Raw genomic sequence first — 19,542 nt, 5'->3', positions numbered from 1 at the left:
GTGAGTTCATGAACCAGTTAGAACAGATTGGGGAAATTTCAACTGTGGGTAATGGAGTTTTAAGAACTTCAGAAGTCATCAGTAAAGGAATTTCTAAAACGACTTTGGCAAAATTTGTAGAAAAATATAATTATGAGCGTATTTCACATGGAATTTATTGTTCTCCGGATGTATGGAAAGATGGACTGTACTTATTACAGCTTCGTTGCCCGAAAACAATCTTTTCTCACGATACAGCCTTGTTTCTGCTTGATATGACGGATCAAGAGCCGCTGCAATATACTGTTACGGTAAAAAGTGGATATAATGCCACTCATTTAAGAGAAGATGGTGTAAAAGTATTCTCTATTAAAAAAGACTTTTTTGAACTTGGGATTTCAAAAGCAAAAACACCTTTTGGAAATGAAGTTTTCATCTATAATCCTGAGCGTACTGTTTGTGATATGATTCGTAGTCGTTCACAAATTGAAATTCAAATTTTTCAGGATGCAATGAAGCAGTATATCAGGCGTAAAGACAAGAATTTGCACCTGCTTATGGAATATGCAAAAAAACTTCGAGTAAATCATATGTTAAGTAAATATTTGGAGGTGTTATTATAATGATTCATTCATCAAAACAACTAAAAGATTTGATACGAAATTTGTCAAAAGAAGTCGGTATTGAAGCCCATGTACTGATTAGAAAATATATGATGGAGCGGTTTTTAGAGCGAGTATCTTCATCAAAATACAATGGAAGTTTTATCCTAAAAGGCGGAATGTTGGTAGCAGCTTTTGTAGGGGTAGAGGCAAGGGCTACAATGGATATAGACACTACCATTAAAGGTATTCCTGTAACGATAATTGATATGGAGCGTACAATTACAGAAATTTCAAATATAGATTTAGATGATAATGTGAAGTTCAGAATTAAAAAAGTATCGGAAATTATGGATGAAGCAGAATATTCAGGAATACGATTCAGTATGGATGCTGTATTAGATGGAGCAGTTATTCCTTTGAAGATAGATATTTCTACAGGCGATGTAATTACTCCAAGAGAAATAGCCTATTCATACAAACTGATGTTTGAAGATAGAACAATCCCCATTATGACATATCCTATTGAAACGGTCTTGGCAGAAAAGCTGGAGACTGTCATTTCAAGATCCATAACCAATACAAGAATGAGAGATTTTTATGATATTCACATACTCTTAAAATCACAAAGTATAAATGCTGATATATTGGCTTTAGCGTTAGAGAGAACTGCTAAGAAGAGAGGAAATTTTAGCCTTTTAGAAAATGCAGAAAGCGTATTGAAGATAGTAAAATCAGATGAAGATATGAAAAGGTTGTGGGATATTTATCAGAAAAAGTTTAAATATGCAGGCGAATATACTTGGGATGAGGTAATACATTCGGTTAGGGAACTATCCATAGAAGCTAAATTAGATGTTGAAAAAATATCTGTTGCAGAAAAATAGAGAGAATACAAAAAAATGACAATGTGGAATCCGCAAAAATAGAAAAAAGATATGAAAGATAAAAGGAAAAAAGAGATGAAGATTTATCTCTCCATCTCCTTGCCCATATAAATTCCATAGTTCTTTCGTATCTGATAAAGCTCGTCCATAGTCGATTTTGAGGAAGAATACTCCTGCATAAGGGTATTCTTTTTTTCTTGCAATTTATCAAGCTCAGATAAAATATCCCTTGAATTTGGCAGCTTGGAATAAGACTTTTTAAGCTCGGAAAGAGCGTTTTCATAGAGGGTAATCTGAGCTTTGTATTCCTCGAAAAATGCCCTATCAGACGGATTCGCCTTATATTCCTTGTAATAGGCACGATATTTTTTGACAATATGAACTTGCTCCATCGTAGTGGATAACTGTTCCATTTCCTTATCAATCGCCTTGATTTTATCCTGTAAATTTTGTCTTTCATCAGCACTTTTCTTGATAAATTCGTCAAGCTGCTGAACAGATTTTATGCCGTGTTCTCTAAGGAAGATAACAGACTCAGCCATTGTATTAAGGTTATGTTTGGTTGCCCAATATTCATAGCCTTTGCTTTCTTTTACTTTCATATTGGTGTTCATATCAATAACATTGCCGATGCGTTTTTTGACAGCATGGGTTTTAATAGATGATCTTTCTGCAAGGCGTTCTTTTAATCTTTCTTCAGTGTAATCTTCTCCGATTGTTTTGGCTCTGGTAAATCTCGGCTTATCTTTTGGCTTAAAAGCAATATGTTTGCCATACTTAATTTCATATCCAAGCTCAGCCATTTTCCTTAGAAATTCATCCCAATCCTTAGACTGTTTTATCATTCTGTCAATATCAAATTGAAGCCTACTTTTCCAAGAAGTCCCTTTCTTTGCCTGCTCATTTTCATACCAAGACTTTCCGCTTGTTTTGTATTTTTTCTTATAACTTTCGTAAAACTCATCAATGACAGATAGGTTGTTTTCTTTGCATAGCTTATCGCTCTGGTAACGGATCTTATGATAGCTTTTCTTGTTCGACTGATAGCATTTACCGGTAACCATATTTACATTATTGAAGATGATATGATTATGGATATGCCCTTTATCTATGTGCGTCGATAAGACAAACTCATACTCATCTTTGAGTATCTTTTTACATAACTCAAGACCGATTTGATGTGCCATTTCAGGCGTTGTTTCTCCCGGTAAAAAAGATTGAATCAGATGTCTTGCAAGGACAGTTCCCTTAGTTCCCGCCTCCCCTCTTGTCCTTAAAAACTGAGTATGAGCAGTTGACTGATGGCATTTATGCGTACTGACTAAAAGCTGTTCATCTGTTTTATCTCTATTAACAATATAGTCAATAGCAAGATGAAGGGTTGATTTTATAGGGTGTATTTTTGTAATCGCCATAAATTTTAATCACCTCCGGAAGTCCTGTTTAGAAGCAAGGAATGAATTTGCCACAGTTCTTTTGAGAAATGTTCAATCTCTTTTTTCATATCGCCTATGTCCTCTTTGTAGATAACACCGGTCGAATTTACTCGCTTTGCAATCTGATTGATGTTGTTTGTTGCGTTGGAAAGTAAGCCTTGTAAATCTCTAAACGGTTCTAAATCTATTTGATAAATTTCTTTTTCTAAAACGCATTTGCGGATAAAGTGGCTCATATTTCTGCACCTTGCGAGCTTTCTTTTCTCCTCAAAAAGAGCTTTTTCTTCTTTGGTCAACTTAATTTCAAGTCGTTCATTTCGTATCCTATTTGCCATAGGTATATTTTCCTCCTTTGTGTGAATTTCGGGGGTATTAGGGTCTCCCTAACAAGCTAAAAATTGATAAAAAAAGAAGCAGATCCCAAAGGGCTGCTTCATCAATTTTTCCGTAAGTGTACGGACACTTACTGTGCTTGCTACAAAAGAATGATTTATAGCAAGTGTTAAGCAAGTATTCAATTTACTTTGTTCTGATGTTGGAAACATCTAAATAGTCAGGCTGGTAGTGGAACTTGTAGTCTGTGATTTTATCCGCATTATAGACGGTCATACCAACCGTTCTTGATATAGGGACTAATGCTGCATCGTCATGTAATCCATTTATAATTGTATTATACACATTCTGAATTTCTTTTTTATCGGTCATAGTATTTAAGCTTCTGATTAGCTCATCAGAGTTTTTCATACTGGTTAATGCTTTTGATGTCATATTATCCATTACCGGATTTTTTGAAAATGATGAAACCAGTTTATATGGATCCATTGGTATGTTGTATGTTATTCCGATAGCCAGTTGATACTTGCCTTCAGAGATGTTTTTATAGTGATTCATTGTTTCGGAACTTGATGTTTTCACTTCAAATCCAACTTTTTTTAGGTCGCTGGCAACGGCTTCTGATATATCTTTGAGCATTGCCTGATCACTTGAGCAAGAAATATTTACAGAGAGTTTTGTGCCATCCTTTTCACGAATACCATCACCATCTTGGTCTTTCCAACCGGCTTTTTCAAGCAAATCTTTAGCTGTTTGTTCTGAATAAGAATAAGATTCAGTGTCCACATTGCAATATGGTAAATTTTTATCCAAGATTGAAGGAGCTTCTTTCTCAATATCTCCCAGAATATTTTTTCTTAGAGATTTTGTATCTATTGCGTAATTTATTGCTTTTCTGACAGAAACATCATCAAAAGGAGATGTGTCAGTATTAATACCGATATATCTTGTTTGAATTACAGTATCTGATGTTTTGCCGGCAAAGGACTTGTCTTTTTGTAAAGAATAATAAGAATCATAACTTAGATTATTCGTACCTAAAATCAAGTCAACTTCTTTGTTGCGAAGTGCCAGTAATTTGGAATCATTATCAGGAATGATTTTGATTTTAAATGATTCTACATCAACATTTTTACGGTTGTAATTCGGATTTTTTACAAAGGTGTAGGTATCATTGTCCTTTTGACCATTATACATGTATGGACCGGTTCCCATTGTGGCGTTTTTTACTTTTTCTGATAATGTACCATCTGCATTAAATGCGTTTGGCGACATAATTCCCATAGGCAGAGGGAGAGTAAAATCATTGAGAGCACCATAGTAAGGAGATGACAGTTTAACAGAGACAGTATATTTATCAACAACAGTGATTTTTTCTATTAATGTACTTGTTAGACCAAAAGCTCCGTTATATGTTTCTAAATTTTTTCCGACATTCTCGAAATTTTTTTTCACTACTTCAGCAGTTAATTCCTCGCCATCAGAGAACTTAATATCCTTTTTTAATTTAAAGGTATAAGTCATATTATCTTTGCCTACATCCCATTTTTCTGCAAGACCGGGAACAAAGTTTCCGTTTTCATAATTGATGAGAGTTTCATAGAAGTTTGGGATATAATAAAGCAACCCAAATGTTCCGTTTGCCTTCAGAGGTTCTTGAAAAACAGAAAATCCACCATCAAAATTCCAACTTTCACAAAAAGTTAATTCTTTTACTTTTTTTGAATTTCCAACTGTGTTTTGTGAGCTGCATCCGGTTGTTATTGACAAGAGCATAATGAAAGAGAGTAATACTCCCAATAGTTTTTTTGTAGTTTTCATAAATACACGTCCTTTCTTTAGTTGTTTGTAATTACTTGCTTACTACTGAAACTGATGTTTTTTGTAAGTTCATCTGCCATAGGGAGTATCAGGGGGAAGTGAGGCAATTAATTCCCTTGAGTATTCTCCATGAAATGAATCATATGAAGTGGCATTGGATATTTCTTCTATTATTTTTCCTCCTTTCATAACAAATATGTGGCTTGCCATATATAGAGCAACATCTATATCATGAGTAATGAATAAGTAAGTAATTTTCCTTTGTTTTCGTATTTCTATCAGAAGATCTAATATTTTCTTTCTTACAGTTGCATCTAATCCGCTTACAGATTCATCAAATATAATATACTTGGGTTCAACACATATAGCTCTTGCTATACAGACTCGACTTTGCTGCCCACCTGATAATTCATGAGGATATTTTGATAAAACTGATTCGGGAAGCTCCATTTTAACAAGTGTGGATATAATCGTTGAATATATTTCGCTTTTTGTTAAATTACATAACTTATGTAACGGCTCATATAGGCTGTCAATAATAGTTTTTTTTGGATCTAAAGCTCCTGAGCTATCCTGAAGGACTAATTGAACATTTTTTCTCATTATAAGAATTTCTTCTTTAGTCATTGACCAGATATTTTTATTGTTAAAATGAATAGTTCCGTTACTGGGAGGAATTATTGCAGATAACATCATTGATAATGTACTTTTGCCACTGCCACTTTCACCCACCAAAGCATAAGAAGTATTAGGTAATAGTGAAAATGAAACATCATTTACTGATATGAAATCTTTCTTATTTGCTCCCAAACAAGGATATTTTCTACTCAAATGTTCTACAACAATCATTCTATATTCCTCCTCCCTTTAAAATACTGGCTTGTAGTAAATTTTTAGTGTAATCAGTCTTTGGAGAGTTAAAAATTTCAAATACAGTTCCTTTTTCAATAATAATTCCATCTTTCATTACAATCACATTGTCAGCTAATTTTGCTATAACTCTAAAATCATGAGTAACTACAATGAGTGAAATTCCAGATTCTTTTATTTTGATAAATTGCTCTAAAACAATGGATTGTGTTTTAATGTCAAGTGCCGTTGTTGTTTCATCTGCTATGATTATCTCAGGTGATAGCATTAGAGCTAATATAACCATTAATCTTTGCAACATGCCGCCGCTTAGTTGTGATGGAAAACTATTAAGGATACGCTCTGTTTCTGATAGTCCAAATTTAGTTAAATTTTCCTCTATACTTGCCATAAGGTGTTTTTTTGAAGCATTTTGGTGTAATTTTAATGTTTCAAGTATTTGTTTACCTATTTTACTCATGGGATCAAAAGCACTCATAGGATTTTGCATTATTAATGCTATTTTTTTCCCTCTAACGGCATTTAATGATTTATCAGAAAGAGATAGCAGATTTTGGTTTTCAAACAGAATTTCGCCGCTTACATCAAATGCTTTTCTGTCTAATAAATTTAATACAGAGCGGCATGTTAAGGTTTTACCACTACCGCTTTCACCAATAATACCTAAGATCTCACTATCATTAAGTCCAAAATTTATATTATCAATGAGAGTTTTTTTATACTTTCGGTGAATGATTTTTAAATTTTTTATTTCCAATAATGGATTCATACCTAATACTCCTTTGGTGAAAGTACATCCCTTAATGCTTCTCCCAATATATTAAATCCTGCTGAAGTAAGCAAAATACACAGACCGGGATACATGATTAGCATTGGATTAGAATATAAATATTGCTTTGAATTTGACAGCATTACACCCCATTCAGGAGTGTTATCGGCAAGTCCGATACCCAAAAAAGAGTATCCGGAAATCATCAATATAATAGCTGCAATACCGGTACTGAAATATACAATGATTAGTGGGGCAATATTAGGAAATATATGTTTAAATATAATTTCAAAAGAATTGCAGCCTGAAATCGTAGCTGCAATTATGTAATTTTTTCTCTTTTCTATTAATACATAGCTGCGTATTACTTTCACAAACCAAATCCACATAGAAAATACGATGGATATTATTAAGTTGACAGCTCCCTGTCCGATTATTCCTAATAGGGCAAGGACTATAACCATTGGTGGAAATGCCATAAAGATATCACATACTATTAAAATTATTTTATCTAAAACACCTTCAAACCAAGCACTGACAGTTCCTACAATGGTGCTTATAAAAGCAAGTATAAGTAAAGTCGGAAATGCAATGCTTAATGAATATCTTGCACCATAAACCAATCTTGAAAATACACAACGCCCCAGTTGATCCGTTCCAAGAGGATATGTACTCGAAGCAGGTAAAAACTTTTCGCTAATGTTGACAGTATAAGGACTGTTAGGTGCTATAAAAGGTGCGAATAAAGCAACTGTAATAACCAATATTACCAATAATAAGCTGAAAACAGCTTGTCTATTATGAAATATTTTCTTAGCCATTGAATTCCTCTCCTTTAAAAATATGGGGACTCAATAAGTGATTTATGTTTTCTGCAATAGAATTAGATATGACAAATATTATTCCAAGCATCAACATACACCCTGTAATTGCCGGGGTATCTCTATTTATAATTGATGACATAAAATATGAGCCAAGCCCCGGCCATGAAAAAACACTTTCAACAATTACGCTTCCGGCGATCATCATACCGATGTTTTGGAAGAATAGAGTAATCATTGGAGGAAGTGAATTTTTTAAGATATGATTACATAAAATCCTCTTATTAGATAAACCTCTGGATTTTGCATATATCACATATTCCTGTTCCATGTTTTCAAGCAGTATAGTTCTTAGTAGTTTGGTAGATGATGAAATTACAGGGATTGCAAGGGTTATAGATGGCAATATTAAGCTCCTGAAATTTCCATACTCTACTACTCTAAAAATAGGTATAGTAATTGCAAACAATGAAAGTAATAGATAACCAAGCCAAAAAGAAGGAATGGATATACCTAAAATCGTTATATTTTGTATAAGTTTATCAACAAATTCCCCTTTTTTATAAGCAGAAACTAAACTTAAAGGAATAGTGAAAAGCACAATAAAAAATAGTGCAGCAATAACAAGGGTAATGGTTGCCCAAAATTTTTCTTTAATGTCAGTTACCACAGGATTAGATGTTTGATACGAAGTACCCAAATTACCCGTTACAGCCATTTTTAACCAATTTGTATATTGAACAAATATAGGTTTATCCAAGCCTTTTTCGATTCTAACTTTCTCAATTTGTTCCGAACTTGGGTTGCCATATAAATGGTGAGCAATAGTTTCGGCTGAATCAATGGAAGATATATTTGAAAGGAAAAAGGATAACAGGCTTATCATGAATAATATAAGTATTAACCTAAAAAATTTACTCATTAATCTCAAAATAAAACCTCCCTTAACCAAAAAATGTGAGTTAGACAAATATAACTAACTCACATTTTACACATTATTTAGTTTATAAACAAGGTTACAAATTTCAATTTTAAAACACCCTTAAACGCTTATTAAATCACAAGAAATAGAGATTTTACATAATATTATTTTGAAATAAGTTAAAATATCGTGATAGATATAAAAAATATTACGATATAAAACTTTTAGATATGATGAATATTACGATATTCCATAGGACTCATTTTAAAAGTTGATTTGAAAATCTTTGCAAAGTGTCCCGCATTTTTATATCCAACCTTTAGAGCAATATGATAAATTTTATCGTCTGTATCTTGCAATAGCAAAAGAGCATAATTCATTCGCATTACTTTTAAGTATTCATAAACGGTTGTTCCATAAACCTGACGAAATGCCATCTGAAAACGGGAGCAACTCATGTTTGCCATTTTTGACAATTCTTTTATGGAAGGATAAGCGGATAAATTGTTTTTCATAAATGTAATGACCTTGTTTAGAGAACGCTTATCTTTTCTATCCAACTTTACAGAGATATATGGACGATTTTCTTCTTTTTGGGCAGTATTAATTATTAGAGATAAAATTTCGATAACCTTGCTTTCCATATATAATTTTCTGGTATTTCCTATAGCCGGACAGTCTTTGATTTGTTGAAAAACAAAGTTTAATTCCGGTGAATTAGGCTTTTCAATTAAAAAATCCAAAGCACTTTTATATGATTCATAAGTATTTCCAAAATATCCCTCTAAAAATGAATCGAAATATTTTTTTGTTATGATAACTTTAGTGAAACAGGTAGGCTTATTAGCTTCGCAGAAAGCATAAGCACTTTTTCGGGTATTTGCGTAACAGCAGATTCCTTTGTCAACCTGCTTTACCTTTCTGCCGCCAACTTTAAATGAACTTGAATCAGTTTCAAACTGACTAATCTCAAAATATTCCTCCTTAATTTCAGCCACTTTTTCAAAATTACTTTTAGGGATAAAGCTTGCAATTATAATTAAAAACTGACCATGAAAATTCATTATCTGCAAAGTTCCATTCCCATATTCTGAACTCATACGATAAAAATCATTTTCTGAATCAGATTCTTCCTCAATTTTATAGAAATGTAAACTTTCAGGTAAATTTTTATAATATTCAATAACTGTACGGTTCAAAGTATCACCTCCTCGTATTAAACATCATTTTAGCACAAGTTTATATCATAATCAACTAAATTTATATCACAATATTTTAATTTTTGTCTGATAAAATCTCTTATAACTGCTTAAATAAAAGGATTTTAAGGATAACTATATTAGTATATTCTAAAATAGTCAATTATTGACTTAATTCTTATTTTGACATAGTCTATAAATAATAAATAATATAATTTAAAGAAGGTGATTTTACATGGAAAATTTTAGTAATAAGAAGTTGAATGTATTTTCGCTGCTTAGCTATGAAAAATTCAAAATAGCGATTGGAATATTTTTAGGTTCGATTTGCGGCTTGTTATCATTTGTGCCGTATGTTGTTTTATATAAAATGATTGCAGCTTTAATCAACAACCAAATTGATTTTAAGTCTGTGTTGCCATGGGCTTTAGTTATGATATTTTCAACAATCCTGCAAAATATATTGATGTCGATTACTATGATATTCACCCATGTTGCCGCATACAATATTATACACCGTTTGAAGATGGAAGCCCTTGAATATTTATCAAAAGTGAGTTTGGGATTTTTTAATAACAAAACATCCGGAGAATTAAAAGCGGCATTATTTGATGATATTGAAAAATTAGAAGGGTTTATAGCACACAATTTAATAGAAATTACGCAGGCAGTAGTTATCACTATAATATCAATGTTAATAATGTTTTATATCAATGTATTTATGGCATTAACAATGCTTCTGCCTGTCGTTGTTGGCGTGCTTCTACCAACAATGATGATGAAAAAGTATCCTAATCTGACTAAAAAATATACAGATACTTTTTCTGAGCTGTTAAGTTCTATAAATGAGTATATTAACTGTATGCCGATTATAAAGATGTTTGGATTAACCGTAGAAAAATTTGCAAAGTTAAGTGCTGCATCAAAAAGCTATACGGAATGTTTAGTTGAAATGGCAAAGTGTTCTTGTTATCCACTTGCCATAACGATAGTAATTTTGGATTCAGGCATATTATTCACATTGCCAATAGGCGGTTTTTTGTATGTAAATGGGTTGATTTCTACAGAACATTTATTGATATTTATGTTACTAACGATGTGTTTTTACAGGACATTTTTTAACCTATTTAATATTGCGATGGGAAGAATTGAGTTAAACAGTGGATTGGTCAATATAAAAAAACTTTTTGGAATACCGGTTGAAGTGGTAGGAAAAGAACAACTGAAGTCTAAAAATTTGGATATTCAATTTAATGATGTCAGTTTTGGATATGATGATGAGAATGTTGTGTTAAAAAACATCTCTATGAAGATTGAACCTAAGTCATTTACTGCATTTGTTGGAGCTTCTGGAGCAGGAAAAACAACAGCAGCGTCCTTAATAGGGAGATATTGGAATGTTGATAAAGGTGAAATTTGTATCGGAGGAATTCCTATAAACGAACTAAGTGAGGAAACTCTTACTTCTGCGGTTTCGTTTGTATTTCAGGATACATTTTTAATGGAAGATACCTTGTTTGAAAATATTAGAATGGGCAGTGAGGCGGATGAAGAAAGTGTAAAAGAAGCAGCAAAATATGCACAAATTCATGATTTTATTACTACACTTCCAAAAGGATATGATACCAAAATCGGAGAGGAAGGATTTAAACTTTCAGGTGGACAAAAACAAAGAATCAGTATAGCGAGAGCAATTCTGAAAAACGCTCCGATTGTTATTTTTGATGAAGCGACTTCATATTCGGATATTGAAAATGAACACAAGATTCAGACGGCATTGAAAAATTTATTAAAAGATAAAACAGTAATTATGATTGCTCACAGGCTTCATACAATATGTGATGCCAATAAAATTATAGTGTTTGAAAAAGGGGAAATAGTTGAACAAGGTACACATAAAAGACTTTTAGAAATAAATGGATACTATTCTAAAATGTGGGCAAGTTATATGAAAAATTATGTGGAGTAGGAGGGAAAAATGTTAAAGGGCATAAATAACCTGATAGGTAAGAATAAAAATAGACTGTATTATCCTATTTTCCTTATGTGCTTGGATTCATTAGGGAGTATGGTTACATATTTCGTTTTATACCTGACCATAATAGATATTTTTCATGGAACATTAGATATCACTTATATTTCCAAGTACACATTGATATGCTTTATAGGCGTTATGTTAAGGATTTTAATATATAGGAAAAGCTATCTTTTGTCTTTTGAGCAATCTTTTTTAACAACCGGGGTTTTACGCACTGACTTAGCAAATCATTTTAGAAAATTAAGTTTAGGTCATTTCAGCAAAAACAGTAAAGGATATTTAATAAACACATTAACAAATGATTTAAGTAGTTTTGAAGGATTACTTTCACACGCATTGCCATTTTTTATAAAAACAATAACTACCTGTTTAATGCTTATAGTCGGAACCTTTTTTATTGACTTTAGACTTGCTTTCGCTGAGTGCATAGTAATCATCATATCAATACCGATATTGCATTGGGGCGAGAGATTATCTAAAAAACTTGAAAATCAGAAACGAAAACTAAATGAAACTATGGTTTCTAATGTTTTGGAATATATAAATGGCATAAAGGTTTTTAGAGCCTATGGTATGCAGGTATCAAATTTTACCAGATTAAAAAGCAATATGGAAGCAGTCAGAAAAAATGGTATTCAAACAGAAGTGAAAATGGCTATTCCAACGGCATTATATGGAAGTTTGATAAATTTTATTGTGCCAATATCACTATTAAGCGGAAGCTATTTGCTCATGGGTGGAGATTTAAAAGCTGAGTCTTTGATTGCGTTTTTTATTATGGGAATTGCCGTTTCCGGAATTTTAATTTCATTTGAGAGATATTATATCATGCTTAAAAACTTAAAAATAGCTTCTGACAATTTAAATAGAGCTATGGACTGCGAAGAATATGATTTTGACAGTAAGAAAAATGCTTTAAAAAACTATACAGTCAGATTTGAGAATGTTTCATTTTCCTATGAAAAGAATAAAGAAGTTCTGCACGACATTAGTTTTGTAGCAGAAGAAAGAAGTATAAACGCACTGATAGGAGAATCTGGTTCTGGGAAAAGTACCATAATGAATTTAATCACAAGGTTTTGGGATATAACAGATGGGGAAATTACCATTGGAGGAGAAAATATTAAAAATTTAAATCCGGATTTTTTATTAAATTCGGTAAGCGTAGTATTTCAGGATAATATTTTGTTATCAGATACTATTTTAAATAATATCTCCATAGGCAATCCAAATGCAACTTTTGAGGAAGTTGTTGAAGCTTCAAAAATTGCCTGTTGCCATGAGTTCATTATTTCTTTACCTGATGGATATAATACAAAAGTTTCAGAAGGCGGCACATCACTTTCAGGTGGAGAAAAGCAGAGAATTTGTATTGCCAGAGCAATTTTAAAAAATGCTCCAATATTGTTATTGGATGAATTTACAGCATCTTTAGATGCAGATAATGAAATTAAGATTAATAAAGCATTTGACCATTTGATAAAAGGAAAGACGGTTTTCACTATTGCTCACAGGCTTCATACAATAAAAAATGCAGACCAGATTATTTTAATGAATAACGGAAAAATAGAAGAAATAGGAAAACATGATGAATTGATAAAGAAAAAAGGTCATTATTACCAAATGATTAAAGAGCAAGAACAGGCAAAAAACAAATAATGTAAGGAGCGGGAAAATGAATAGCAGCAAAATAAAGATTATGAGTGAGGAAAATGTTGCGAAAGCTTTGTTTAAACTTGGAATGCCAATGGTTGTAAGTATGCTGATAATGGCATTATATAATGTTGTGGATACTTACTTTGTATCAGGACTGGGGAAACATTCAGTAGCAGCCGTATCGGTAGCTTTTCCGATTTCTCTTATTTTTTCGGGGATTGGGTTAACTTTTGGTGCAGGGGCAGGTTCTTATATATCACGATTATTAGGTGGAGAAAAGAAGAAGGAAGCAGATATAGTTGCTACTGTAGCAATGTTTACAAGTGTTATCATCGGAGCGATTACCGGCATGACACTGCTGTTTCTGCTGACTGATGTTTTGAAATTTATGGGAGCAATCCCTTCTATAATAGAAATTGCTAAAAAATATGCCATCATATTCATTATAAGTACAATGGTCAGCACTGCTAATGTAACGGCAGGCAATCTGGCGGTAGCACAAGGGGCAGCTAAAGTTTCCTTAAAAGCAATGATTATTGGTTCGGTTTTGAATATGGTTTTAGATCCTATATTTATATATGGATTAAATTTGGGAGTAAATGGAGCAGCTATTGCAACTCTTATATCTCAAGTCGTAACCCTGTTTATTTATATCATTTATTTTAAAAGCGAGAAAAGTTATATAAAACTTAAAATTTCTAATTTTAAGCCAACCATTAATGCTTATAAAGAAATATTGAAAGTTGGTATTTCAATGTTTTTGCTCCAGATTTTTTCAAGTATATCTATGAGTAAAATATCATCTTCGGCATCTTTATATGGGGAAGATGCGATTGCTGCAATGGGGATCGTACTTAGAATTGTAACTTTGGGAACGAATGTTGTTTTTGGATATATGAAAGGATTACAGCCATTAGCCGGCTTTAATTACGGTGCGAAGAACTACAAAAGATTAAATGAAGCAATAAGGTGCTGTATAAAATATATAAATCTATTTTGTTTAGTATGGACAATTTTACTTTATATATTTGCACCAAATATATTATCTATCTTTGGAACTGGTGAAAGTGTTTTGAAAATAGCAGTTCCTGCTTTAAGAGCAGGAGTCATTATGTTTATTACATTTGGATTTCAATTCACATATTCCACATTATATTTATCAATGGGAAAAGCCTTAGCTGGAGGATTTTTAAGCATTTGCAGACAAGGAATTATATTTTTACCGATCATTCTGCTTTTGCCTAAAATTTTTGGATTAAATGGTGTGATATATTCTCAAGCTGTCGCTGATTTAATAACCACAATTATAACAATACCTTTTGCAATAGATGTAAGAAAAAAATTAAGATTAAATTCAAATGAAATATAAAAATTGAGGGAAAGAGCAGATGAAATGAGAAAAGTAAATGTATCAGGAGGATAATTATGTTCAATGAAATAATAATGAGAGCTTTAATGATGGAATCACCTTTTTTCGTATTGTCTAAGAATTTATTTAAATAATTCGGCAATACTTACCCATTTTAGAGGACTTCTTATGCTTAAGTGCAGGAGTCCTCCTTTTTTTGCCTGAAAACAAGCAGACAGAAAAAGAATGGAGGACTTGAAATGAAAAAAGAATACTACCTTTATGTCAATGGGCAAAAGGTGAAAGTCAGTGAGGAGATATATAAGGTCTACTGGCGTGAGAAAGAGCATGAAAAATATTTGGAGCAGGTGGACAGGAAAAACCACTTGCTCTTTTTTTCATCATTAGACCATGATGGACATTTCTATGAAAACATTGTTGATGAAGGCATTGATGTTGAAAAGATTGTGGAAACACAGATGATGATTGAAGCGGTCAGAAACGCTATATCAAGGCTCAATGCAGAAGAAAAGGACATCATAGAGCGTTTGTACTTTCATGATGAACCAGTCCGTTCGGTAGCAAAGTTAAAGAGTATCACACACCCGGCTTTGATTAAGAAAAGAAACAAAATCTTAGAGAAGCTGAAAAAATTTATCGAAGAAATTTAGAATTTCGGTAACCAAAGGGGTCAAATTTTCCTTATATAAAGTGAAGGGGAGTTTGACCTCTTTTACTTTCTTTAAACAAGAGATAGGTTGCTATGGCAAATTGGAAAATAGAAAGAAAGATCCCTTTCAAATATTTTGTTCTTTGACAACTAAATAGACCAAGGTAGGACTTTATCTGCTTGTGGAGAATTATGACTTACGCCAAGACCTTTCTGCTGAGAGATTTCGGTTTTATGAATACTGGTTAAACCAAGGAAATAAGAAAGTGAGCGATAAATAAGATTACATAAAAAACAGATGTGGCAGTCTGTTCGTTGATACAGGCGGTGATAATGATACTTCAACAGTTTATGCCGGCTCGTCTTGAATAAGGGGCGGAGGTGAGATTCCTATGTTGTCAGCCAAGACACCTACCAATGTCATAAAACTTAAAAAAGAAAATAACAGGGAAAGGAGTTTTCTAATGAATACAGAAGAATTAGCAAGATATAAAAACATGTCAGCGGAAGAGATAGACAGGAAAATTGTCCCTGATATTGAAAATATAAAAGATAAGAAAAATGCAGAGCCGCTTTCCATGTACTTTATGAAAGTCGGAAATGTCATTGTTAAATGTAGCTATGCAGAGAATGGAAGAAGTTTGGAGGATTGCTTTTTGTCTTACCTAAAAAAGAAAGCAATGCTTCTTGATTAAAATATGATAAAAGGGGCAGACTTTTTTACAAATCTATGGTATAATACGAATCAAATAGGGATACAACTTCATAAGAGCTGAAAGACTCCAAGTTATCATATTTCTCCTTAAAAAAGAATATGAAAGTTTGGAGGTTTTGTTATGTCTAAAAACAATTTAGATACAGATGTTCTCAAAGTTGCCATGTATCTTAGATTATCACAAGATGATGAAAAATATGATAAAGGCTTTAAGGTGGAAAGCAACAGCATTTCCAACCAAAGACTTCAGATTAATGACTTCATTGATAAAAATGAGGATATGGAGCTGATAGAAGAATATGTCGATGACGGATATTCAGGGATAAACTTTGAAAGACCGGCATTTAAGAAAATGATGGAAGATGTCATCACAGGGAGAATTAACTGCATTGTTGTAAAAGACTTATCCAGATTTGGCAGAGATTATATTGATAGCGGAAGATACCTGCAAAGAGTGTTTCCCTCTCTTGATATAAGATTTATTGCCCTAAATGATAATTATGACAGCTATACAGCCAGTGAAACGGAAAAGAACTTGGTCATTCCGTTTAAAAGCTTCATCAATGACAATTATTGTAGGGATACTTCCGCAAAGGTCAGAAGTGTCTGCAAGGTAAAGAGAAAACAGGGACAGTTTATATCAAACTATGCTCCTTACGGCTATGAAAAAGATAAGGAAGATAAGCACAAAATAGTAATTGATAAAGAAGCAGAATATGTGGTGCGGGAAATCTTCTCAATGAAGCTTGAGGGGTACAGCTCCTACTCTATTGCCAAACACTTAAACGATAATGGAATCCCATCACCGATGGAGCATAAAAAGGCAAAGGGAATAAGGTATAAGACAGGCTTTAGCACAAAGGCGGTTGCCAAATGGGATACGCCGGCAGTTAATCGTATTTTAACCAATGAAATCTATATCGGAACACTGCAACAGGGAAAACGGGAAAAAATCAATTATAAGCTGGATAAAGTGGTTTCCAAGGATAGAAGTGATTGGATTGAAATAGAGGATAATCATGAAGCCATTATTGATATTTATGACTTTGAAATTGTCCAAAAACTTTTGAAATGTGATATAAAGGCAAAAAATGTCGGAGAGAAAGCAGATTTGTTTTCAGGGCTTTTATTTTGCAAGGACTGTAATGCTCAGATGACGAAGAAAGTTGATAAGAGAGGGAAAACTCCCACTATTTACTATATCTGCTCCCAGTACAACAAAGGAAAAGAGTGCAGCAGGCATTCAATCAAACAGGAGGATTTAAAAGTAAGCGTACTTGAGATGATTCGCCATTACATCAACTCTCTTGGAAAGTATGAAAGCATTTCGGAAAAAGTAAGGGACATGGAAGTATCCTATGAGCTTTTTAAGAAAATAGATAAAAGACAGGAATATACCAAGAAAAGCAAGGCAAAGTTTGAACTTTTAAAATCAGCTCTGTATCAGGACTTAAAAGAGGGAATCATTTCAGAAGAAGAATTTTATGGTATGAGAGAGTTTTATACAAACCGTATCGTAGAAAGCGAACTGATTTTAGAAAAACAAAATAAGGAGATCTCAAGGCTTTATCAAAAAAGCTTGGGAAACAAAAACTTCCTGTCAGATATTAAAAAGTACAGGAATATAAGCACCTTAGAAAGAGGGCTTCTTGTAAGACTTGTCGATAAAATCTATGTTTTGGAAGAAAAAAGGATAGAAATCCATTTTAACTATGATGAAACCACAGATATACTGGATAAACTAAGCGACTACGCAAAGCAATCCTCCGAGCTGATGAAGGAGGTGGTGTAGATGGCAAGGACAGCGAACAGACGGGAAAGGGCAGAAGAAGCTTCATTAAGCAAAGAAAGCAGAAACAGTTTTCAAACAGCGATTTACACAAGAATATCAAGAGATAAAAAAGAAAAGCCGAGCGATTCCATTGAAAATCAAATTGCCCTTTGTGAGAGTTATATAAAGAGAAATGACGGGCATAACTTGGTAGGGATATATAAAGACATCGCAAAGACAGGGACAGAATTTGAAAGACCTGACTTTGAAAAACTTATGGGGGAAGTAAGGACGGGAAAAGTCAACTGCATTATTGTAAAAGACCTATCCCGCTTCGGAAGAAATTATACGGAGCTTGGAAACTTCATTGAAAAGATATTTCCGTTTCTTGGAGTAAGATTTATTGCGGTTAATGACAATCTGGATACCTTTCACATGGAAGATCCCAATAAATCTCTTGAGGTAATCTTGAAGAATATTGTAAATGAAACTTATGCAAAAGACATTTCAAAGAAAGTATCAAGCTCTCATCAGATGAGGATCAAACAAGGCGGATTCATCTGTGGTGCGGCTCCTTATGGCTATACAGCAAGAAAAGATGAAGATGGAGTAAGACGGTTATATGTTGATGAAAATACAGCTTCCATCGTAAAAGAAATTTTTGATGCGTATTTGAAGGGATTTAGTACACTTGATATTTCAAAGTTACTGTTTGAAAAGAAAGTATATATAGCAACTGATTATAGCAAGTTTGGAAAAGCTAAAGCTGATGAAAATGAGCTTATAAGAGCGTGGATGCCGACAACAATATTACAAGTGCTTAAAAATCGTGTATATACAGGAACACTCATTCAAGGCAGAAATCAAAAGCATTTATTTGAAGGTAAAAAGAGAGAAAGGCTTGACGAAGAACATTGGACAATAACAGAAGATGCCCATGAAGCAATTATCTCGCTTGATACATTTGAAAAGGTACAGGAGAAAATTTCCTCAAAATCTAATTCCATTAAAAATAGCAGAAAAGAAAATAAGAATGCTAAGGATGATACAGTATTTAGAGGAAAACTTTATTGTGGGATTTGTAAGAGAAAAATGAGCGTACACAGGCAAAAAAGCGGTAATAAAACTGTATTTTATTTTAGCTGTAATCGGTTCAGAGAATTTACAACAGAAAAATGCGGAACATCTATTACAGAGGCTACTCTTGAAAAAACTGTTAAAGCAGTCTTTGATGCTATTCTTTTAAATAACAGTAAAAGTTATAAGGCTTATCTAAATGCTTATGACAATCTTAAAATAGAGTTGGATAAGAAAAAGGAAAAAGAAATAACTGAAATTGAAAGAAAAATTTTAGGCTTTAGCAGACTTCAAAGTGAGTATTATGAAAAATATGTTTTGGGCAAGTGGAGGAAAGAAGATTTTGAAAGGGAAAAAGGACTTCTGGGTAAAAAGAAAGCAGAACTTAAAAGCCTAAAAGAAAGACAAGTTGCTATCTTTGAAAAAGAGGTATTTGAACTTGAAGAAAGGCATAAGTACCTTACAGCACTTTTTAAAGGTAAAACAAAGAAATGGGATAAAGACTTTGTAGATAGCATCATTGATAAAATCTTTATAGGGAAAGATAACACAATAGAAATCAAATTTAATTTTGAAGAAACTCCTGTGATTACTGAAAAACTTGGTAGAAAGACAAGGAGGAGCTGAT

The 19,542-nt window shown here is 32.9% G+C and carries 17 protein-coding genes; 9 read left to right on the top strand and 8 right to left on the bottom strand.

Annotated features, from left to right (window positions below):
* The first annotated feature begins 8 nt into the window (after positions 1–8).
* Together AXE85_RS05075 and AXE85_RS05070 are read left to right on the top strand one after the other, a co-directional pair.
* A complete protein-coding gene (locus tag AXE85_RS05075) occupies positions 9–602 on the top strand; it encodes a type IV toxin-antitoxin system AbiEi family antitoxin domain-containing protein (protein ID WP_062173605.1) in 594 nt (197 codons plus the stop codon).
* Positions 602–1,468 carry a nucleotidyl transferase AbiEii/AbiGii toxin family protein gene (locus AXE85_RS05070; protein WP_062173603.1) on the top strand — a complete coding sequence of 289 codons (867 nt, stop codon included), beginning with the start codon at positions 602–604 and terminating at the stop codon, positions 1,466–1,468. Before AXE85_RS05075 ends, AXE85_RS05070 begins: the two co-directional genes overlap by 1 nt.
* Before the next feature lie 83 nt (positions 1,469–1,551).
* Here AXE85_RS05070 and AXE85_RS05065 read toward each other — a convergent pair whose 3' ends face one another.
* The 8 genes from AXE85_RS05065 to AXE85_RS05030 form a co-directional block, all read right to left on the bottom strand.
* On the bottom strand, positions 1,552–2,883 hold the full coding sequence (locus tag AXE85_RS05065; protein ID WP_062173602.1) for a relaxase/mobilization nuclease domain-containing protein: 1,332 nt from the start codon (positions 2,881–2,883) through the stop codon (positions 1,552–1,554).
* A gap of 5 nt (positions 2,884–2,888) precedes the next feature.
* Positions 2,889–3,239 carry a plasmid mobilization protein gene (locus tag AXE85_RS05060; protein WP_005539291.1) on the bottom strand — a complete coding sequence of 117 codons (351 nt, stop codon included), beginning with the start codon at positions 3,237–3,239 and terminating at the stop codon, positions 2,889–2,891.
* A gap of 184 nt (positions 3,240–3,423) precedes the next feature.
* On the bottom strand, positions 3,424–5,058 hold the full coding sequence (locus AXE85_RS05055; RefSeq protein ID WP_062173600.1) for an ABC transporter substrate-binding protein: 1,635 nt from the start codon (positions 5,056–5,058) through the stop codon (positions 3,424–3,426).
* A gap of 69 nt (positions 5,059–5,127) precedes the next feature.
* The gene (locus tag AXE85_RS05050) at positions 5,128–5,907 is read right to left on the bottom strand and encodes an ABC transporter ATP-binding protein (protein WP_062173597.1); all 780 of its coding nucleotides are present in this window, start codon (positions 5,905–5,907) and stop codon (positions 5,128–5,130) included.
* 1 nt (position 5,908) lies between these two features.
* A complete protein-coding gene (locus AXE85_RS05045; RefSeq protein ID WP_021676601.1) occupies positions 5,909–6,697 on the bottom strand; it encodes an ABC transporter ATP-binding protein in 789 nt (262 codons plus the stop codon).
* Between the two features lie 2 nt (positions 6,698–6,699).
* Positions 6,700–7,518: an ABC transporter permease gene (locus AXE85_RS05040; RefSeq protein ID WP_062173595.1), complete on the bottom strand. Its 819-nt coding sequence runs from the start codon at positions 7,516–7,518 to the stop codon at positions 6,700–6,702.
* Positions 7,511–8,440 (bottom strand): ABC transporter permease, encoded by a 930-nt coding sequence (locus AXE85_RS05035; protein ID WP_021676599.1) that lies wholly within the window; start codon positions 8,438–8,440, stop codon positions 7,511–7,513. The genes AXE85_RS05040 and AXE85_RS05035 overlap by 8 nt, the downstream gene beginning before the upstream one ends.
* Before the next feature lie 224 nt (positions 8,441–8,664).
* Entirely contained in the window at positions 8,665–9,639 is a 975-nt protein-coding gene (locus AXE85_RS05030) for a helix-turn-helix transcriptional regulator (protein ID WP_021676598.1), read from the bottom strand.
* A gap of 235 nt (positions 9,640–9,874) precedes the next feature.
* Here AXE85_RS05030 and AXE85_RS05025 point away from each other — a divergent pair, with 235 nt between their 5' ends.
* The 7 genes from AXE85_RS05025 (at position 9,875) to AXE85_RS04995 (ending at position 19,541) form a co-directional block, all read left to right on the top strand.
* Positions 9,875–11,608, top strand: a complete 1,734-nt coding sequence (locus AXE85_RS05025; RefSeq protein ID WP_062173593.1) for an ABC transporter ATP-binding protein — start codon at positions 9,875–9,877, stop codon at positions 11,606–11,608.
* A 9-nt stretch (positions 11,609–11,617) separates the two neighbouring features.
* Positions 11,618–13,336, top strand: coding sequence for an ABC transporter ATP-binding protein (locus AXE85_RS05020; RefSeq protein WP_062173591.1), 1,719 nt, complete (start codon positions 11,618–11,620; stop codon positions 13,334–13,336).
* Positions 13,337–13,352: 16 nt separating this feature from the next.
* Positions 13,353–14,702: an MATE family efflux transporter gene (locus AXE85_RS05015; RefSeq protein ID WP_062173589.1), complete on the top strand. Its 1,350-nt coding sequence runs from the start codon at positions 13,353–13,355 to the stop codon at positions 14,700–14,702.
* 239 nt (positions 14,703–14,941) lie between these two features.
* Positions 14,942–15,352: a sigma-70 RNA polymerase sigma factor region 4 domain-containing protein gene (locus tag AXE85_RS05010; RefSeq protein ID WP_006267676.1), complete on the top strand. Its 411-nt coding sequence runs from the start codon at positions 14,942–14,944 to the stop codon at positions 15,350–15,352.
* Between the two features lie 463 nt (positions 15,353–15,815).
* Complete coding sequence (locus tag AXE85_RS05005; protein WP_062174740.1) at positions 15,816–16,046, top strand: DUF6870 family protein; 231 nt, start codon at positions 15,816–15,818, stop codon at positions 16,044–16,046.
* Between the two features lie 141 nt (positions 16,047–16,187).
* Positions 16,188–17,858 (top strand): recombinase family protein, encoded by a 1,671-nt coding sequence (locus AXE85_RS05000; protein ID WP_062173588.1) that lies wholly within the window; start codon positions 16,188–16,190, stop codon positions 17,856–17,858.
* Positions 17,859–19,541, top strand: coding sequence for a recombinase family protein (locus AXE85_RS04995; RefSeq protein ID WP_062173586.1), 1,683 nt, complete (start codon positions 17,859–17,861; stop codon positions 19,539–19,541). It begins immediately after the preceding gene.
* Position 19,542: the final 1 nt, after the last annotated feature.

Source organism: Gemella sp. oral taxon 928 (assembly GCF_001553915.1).
Taxonomy (GTDB): Bacteria; Bacillota; Bacilli; order Staphylococcales; family Gemellaceae; genus Gemella; species Gemella massiliensis.
Note: the sequence above shows the minus strand (reverse complement) of the source record. Positions and strands in the feature narration are given on the sequence as shown.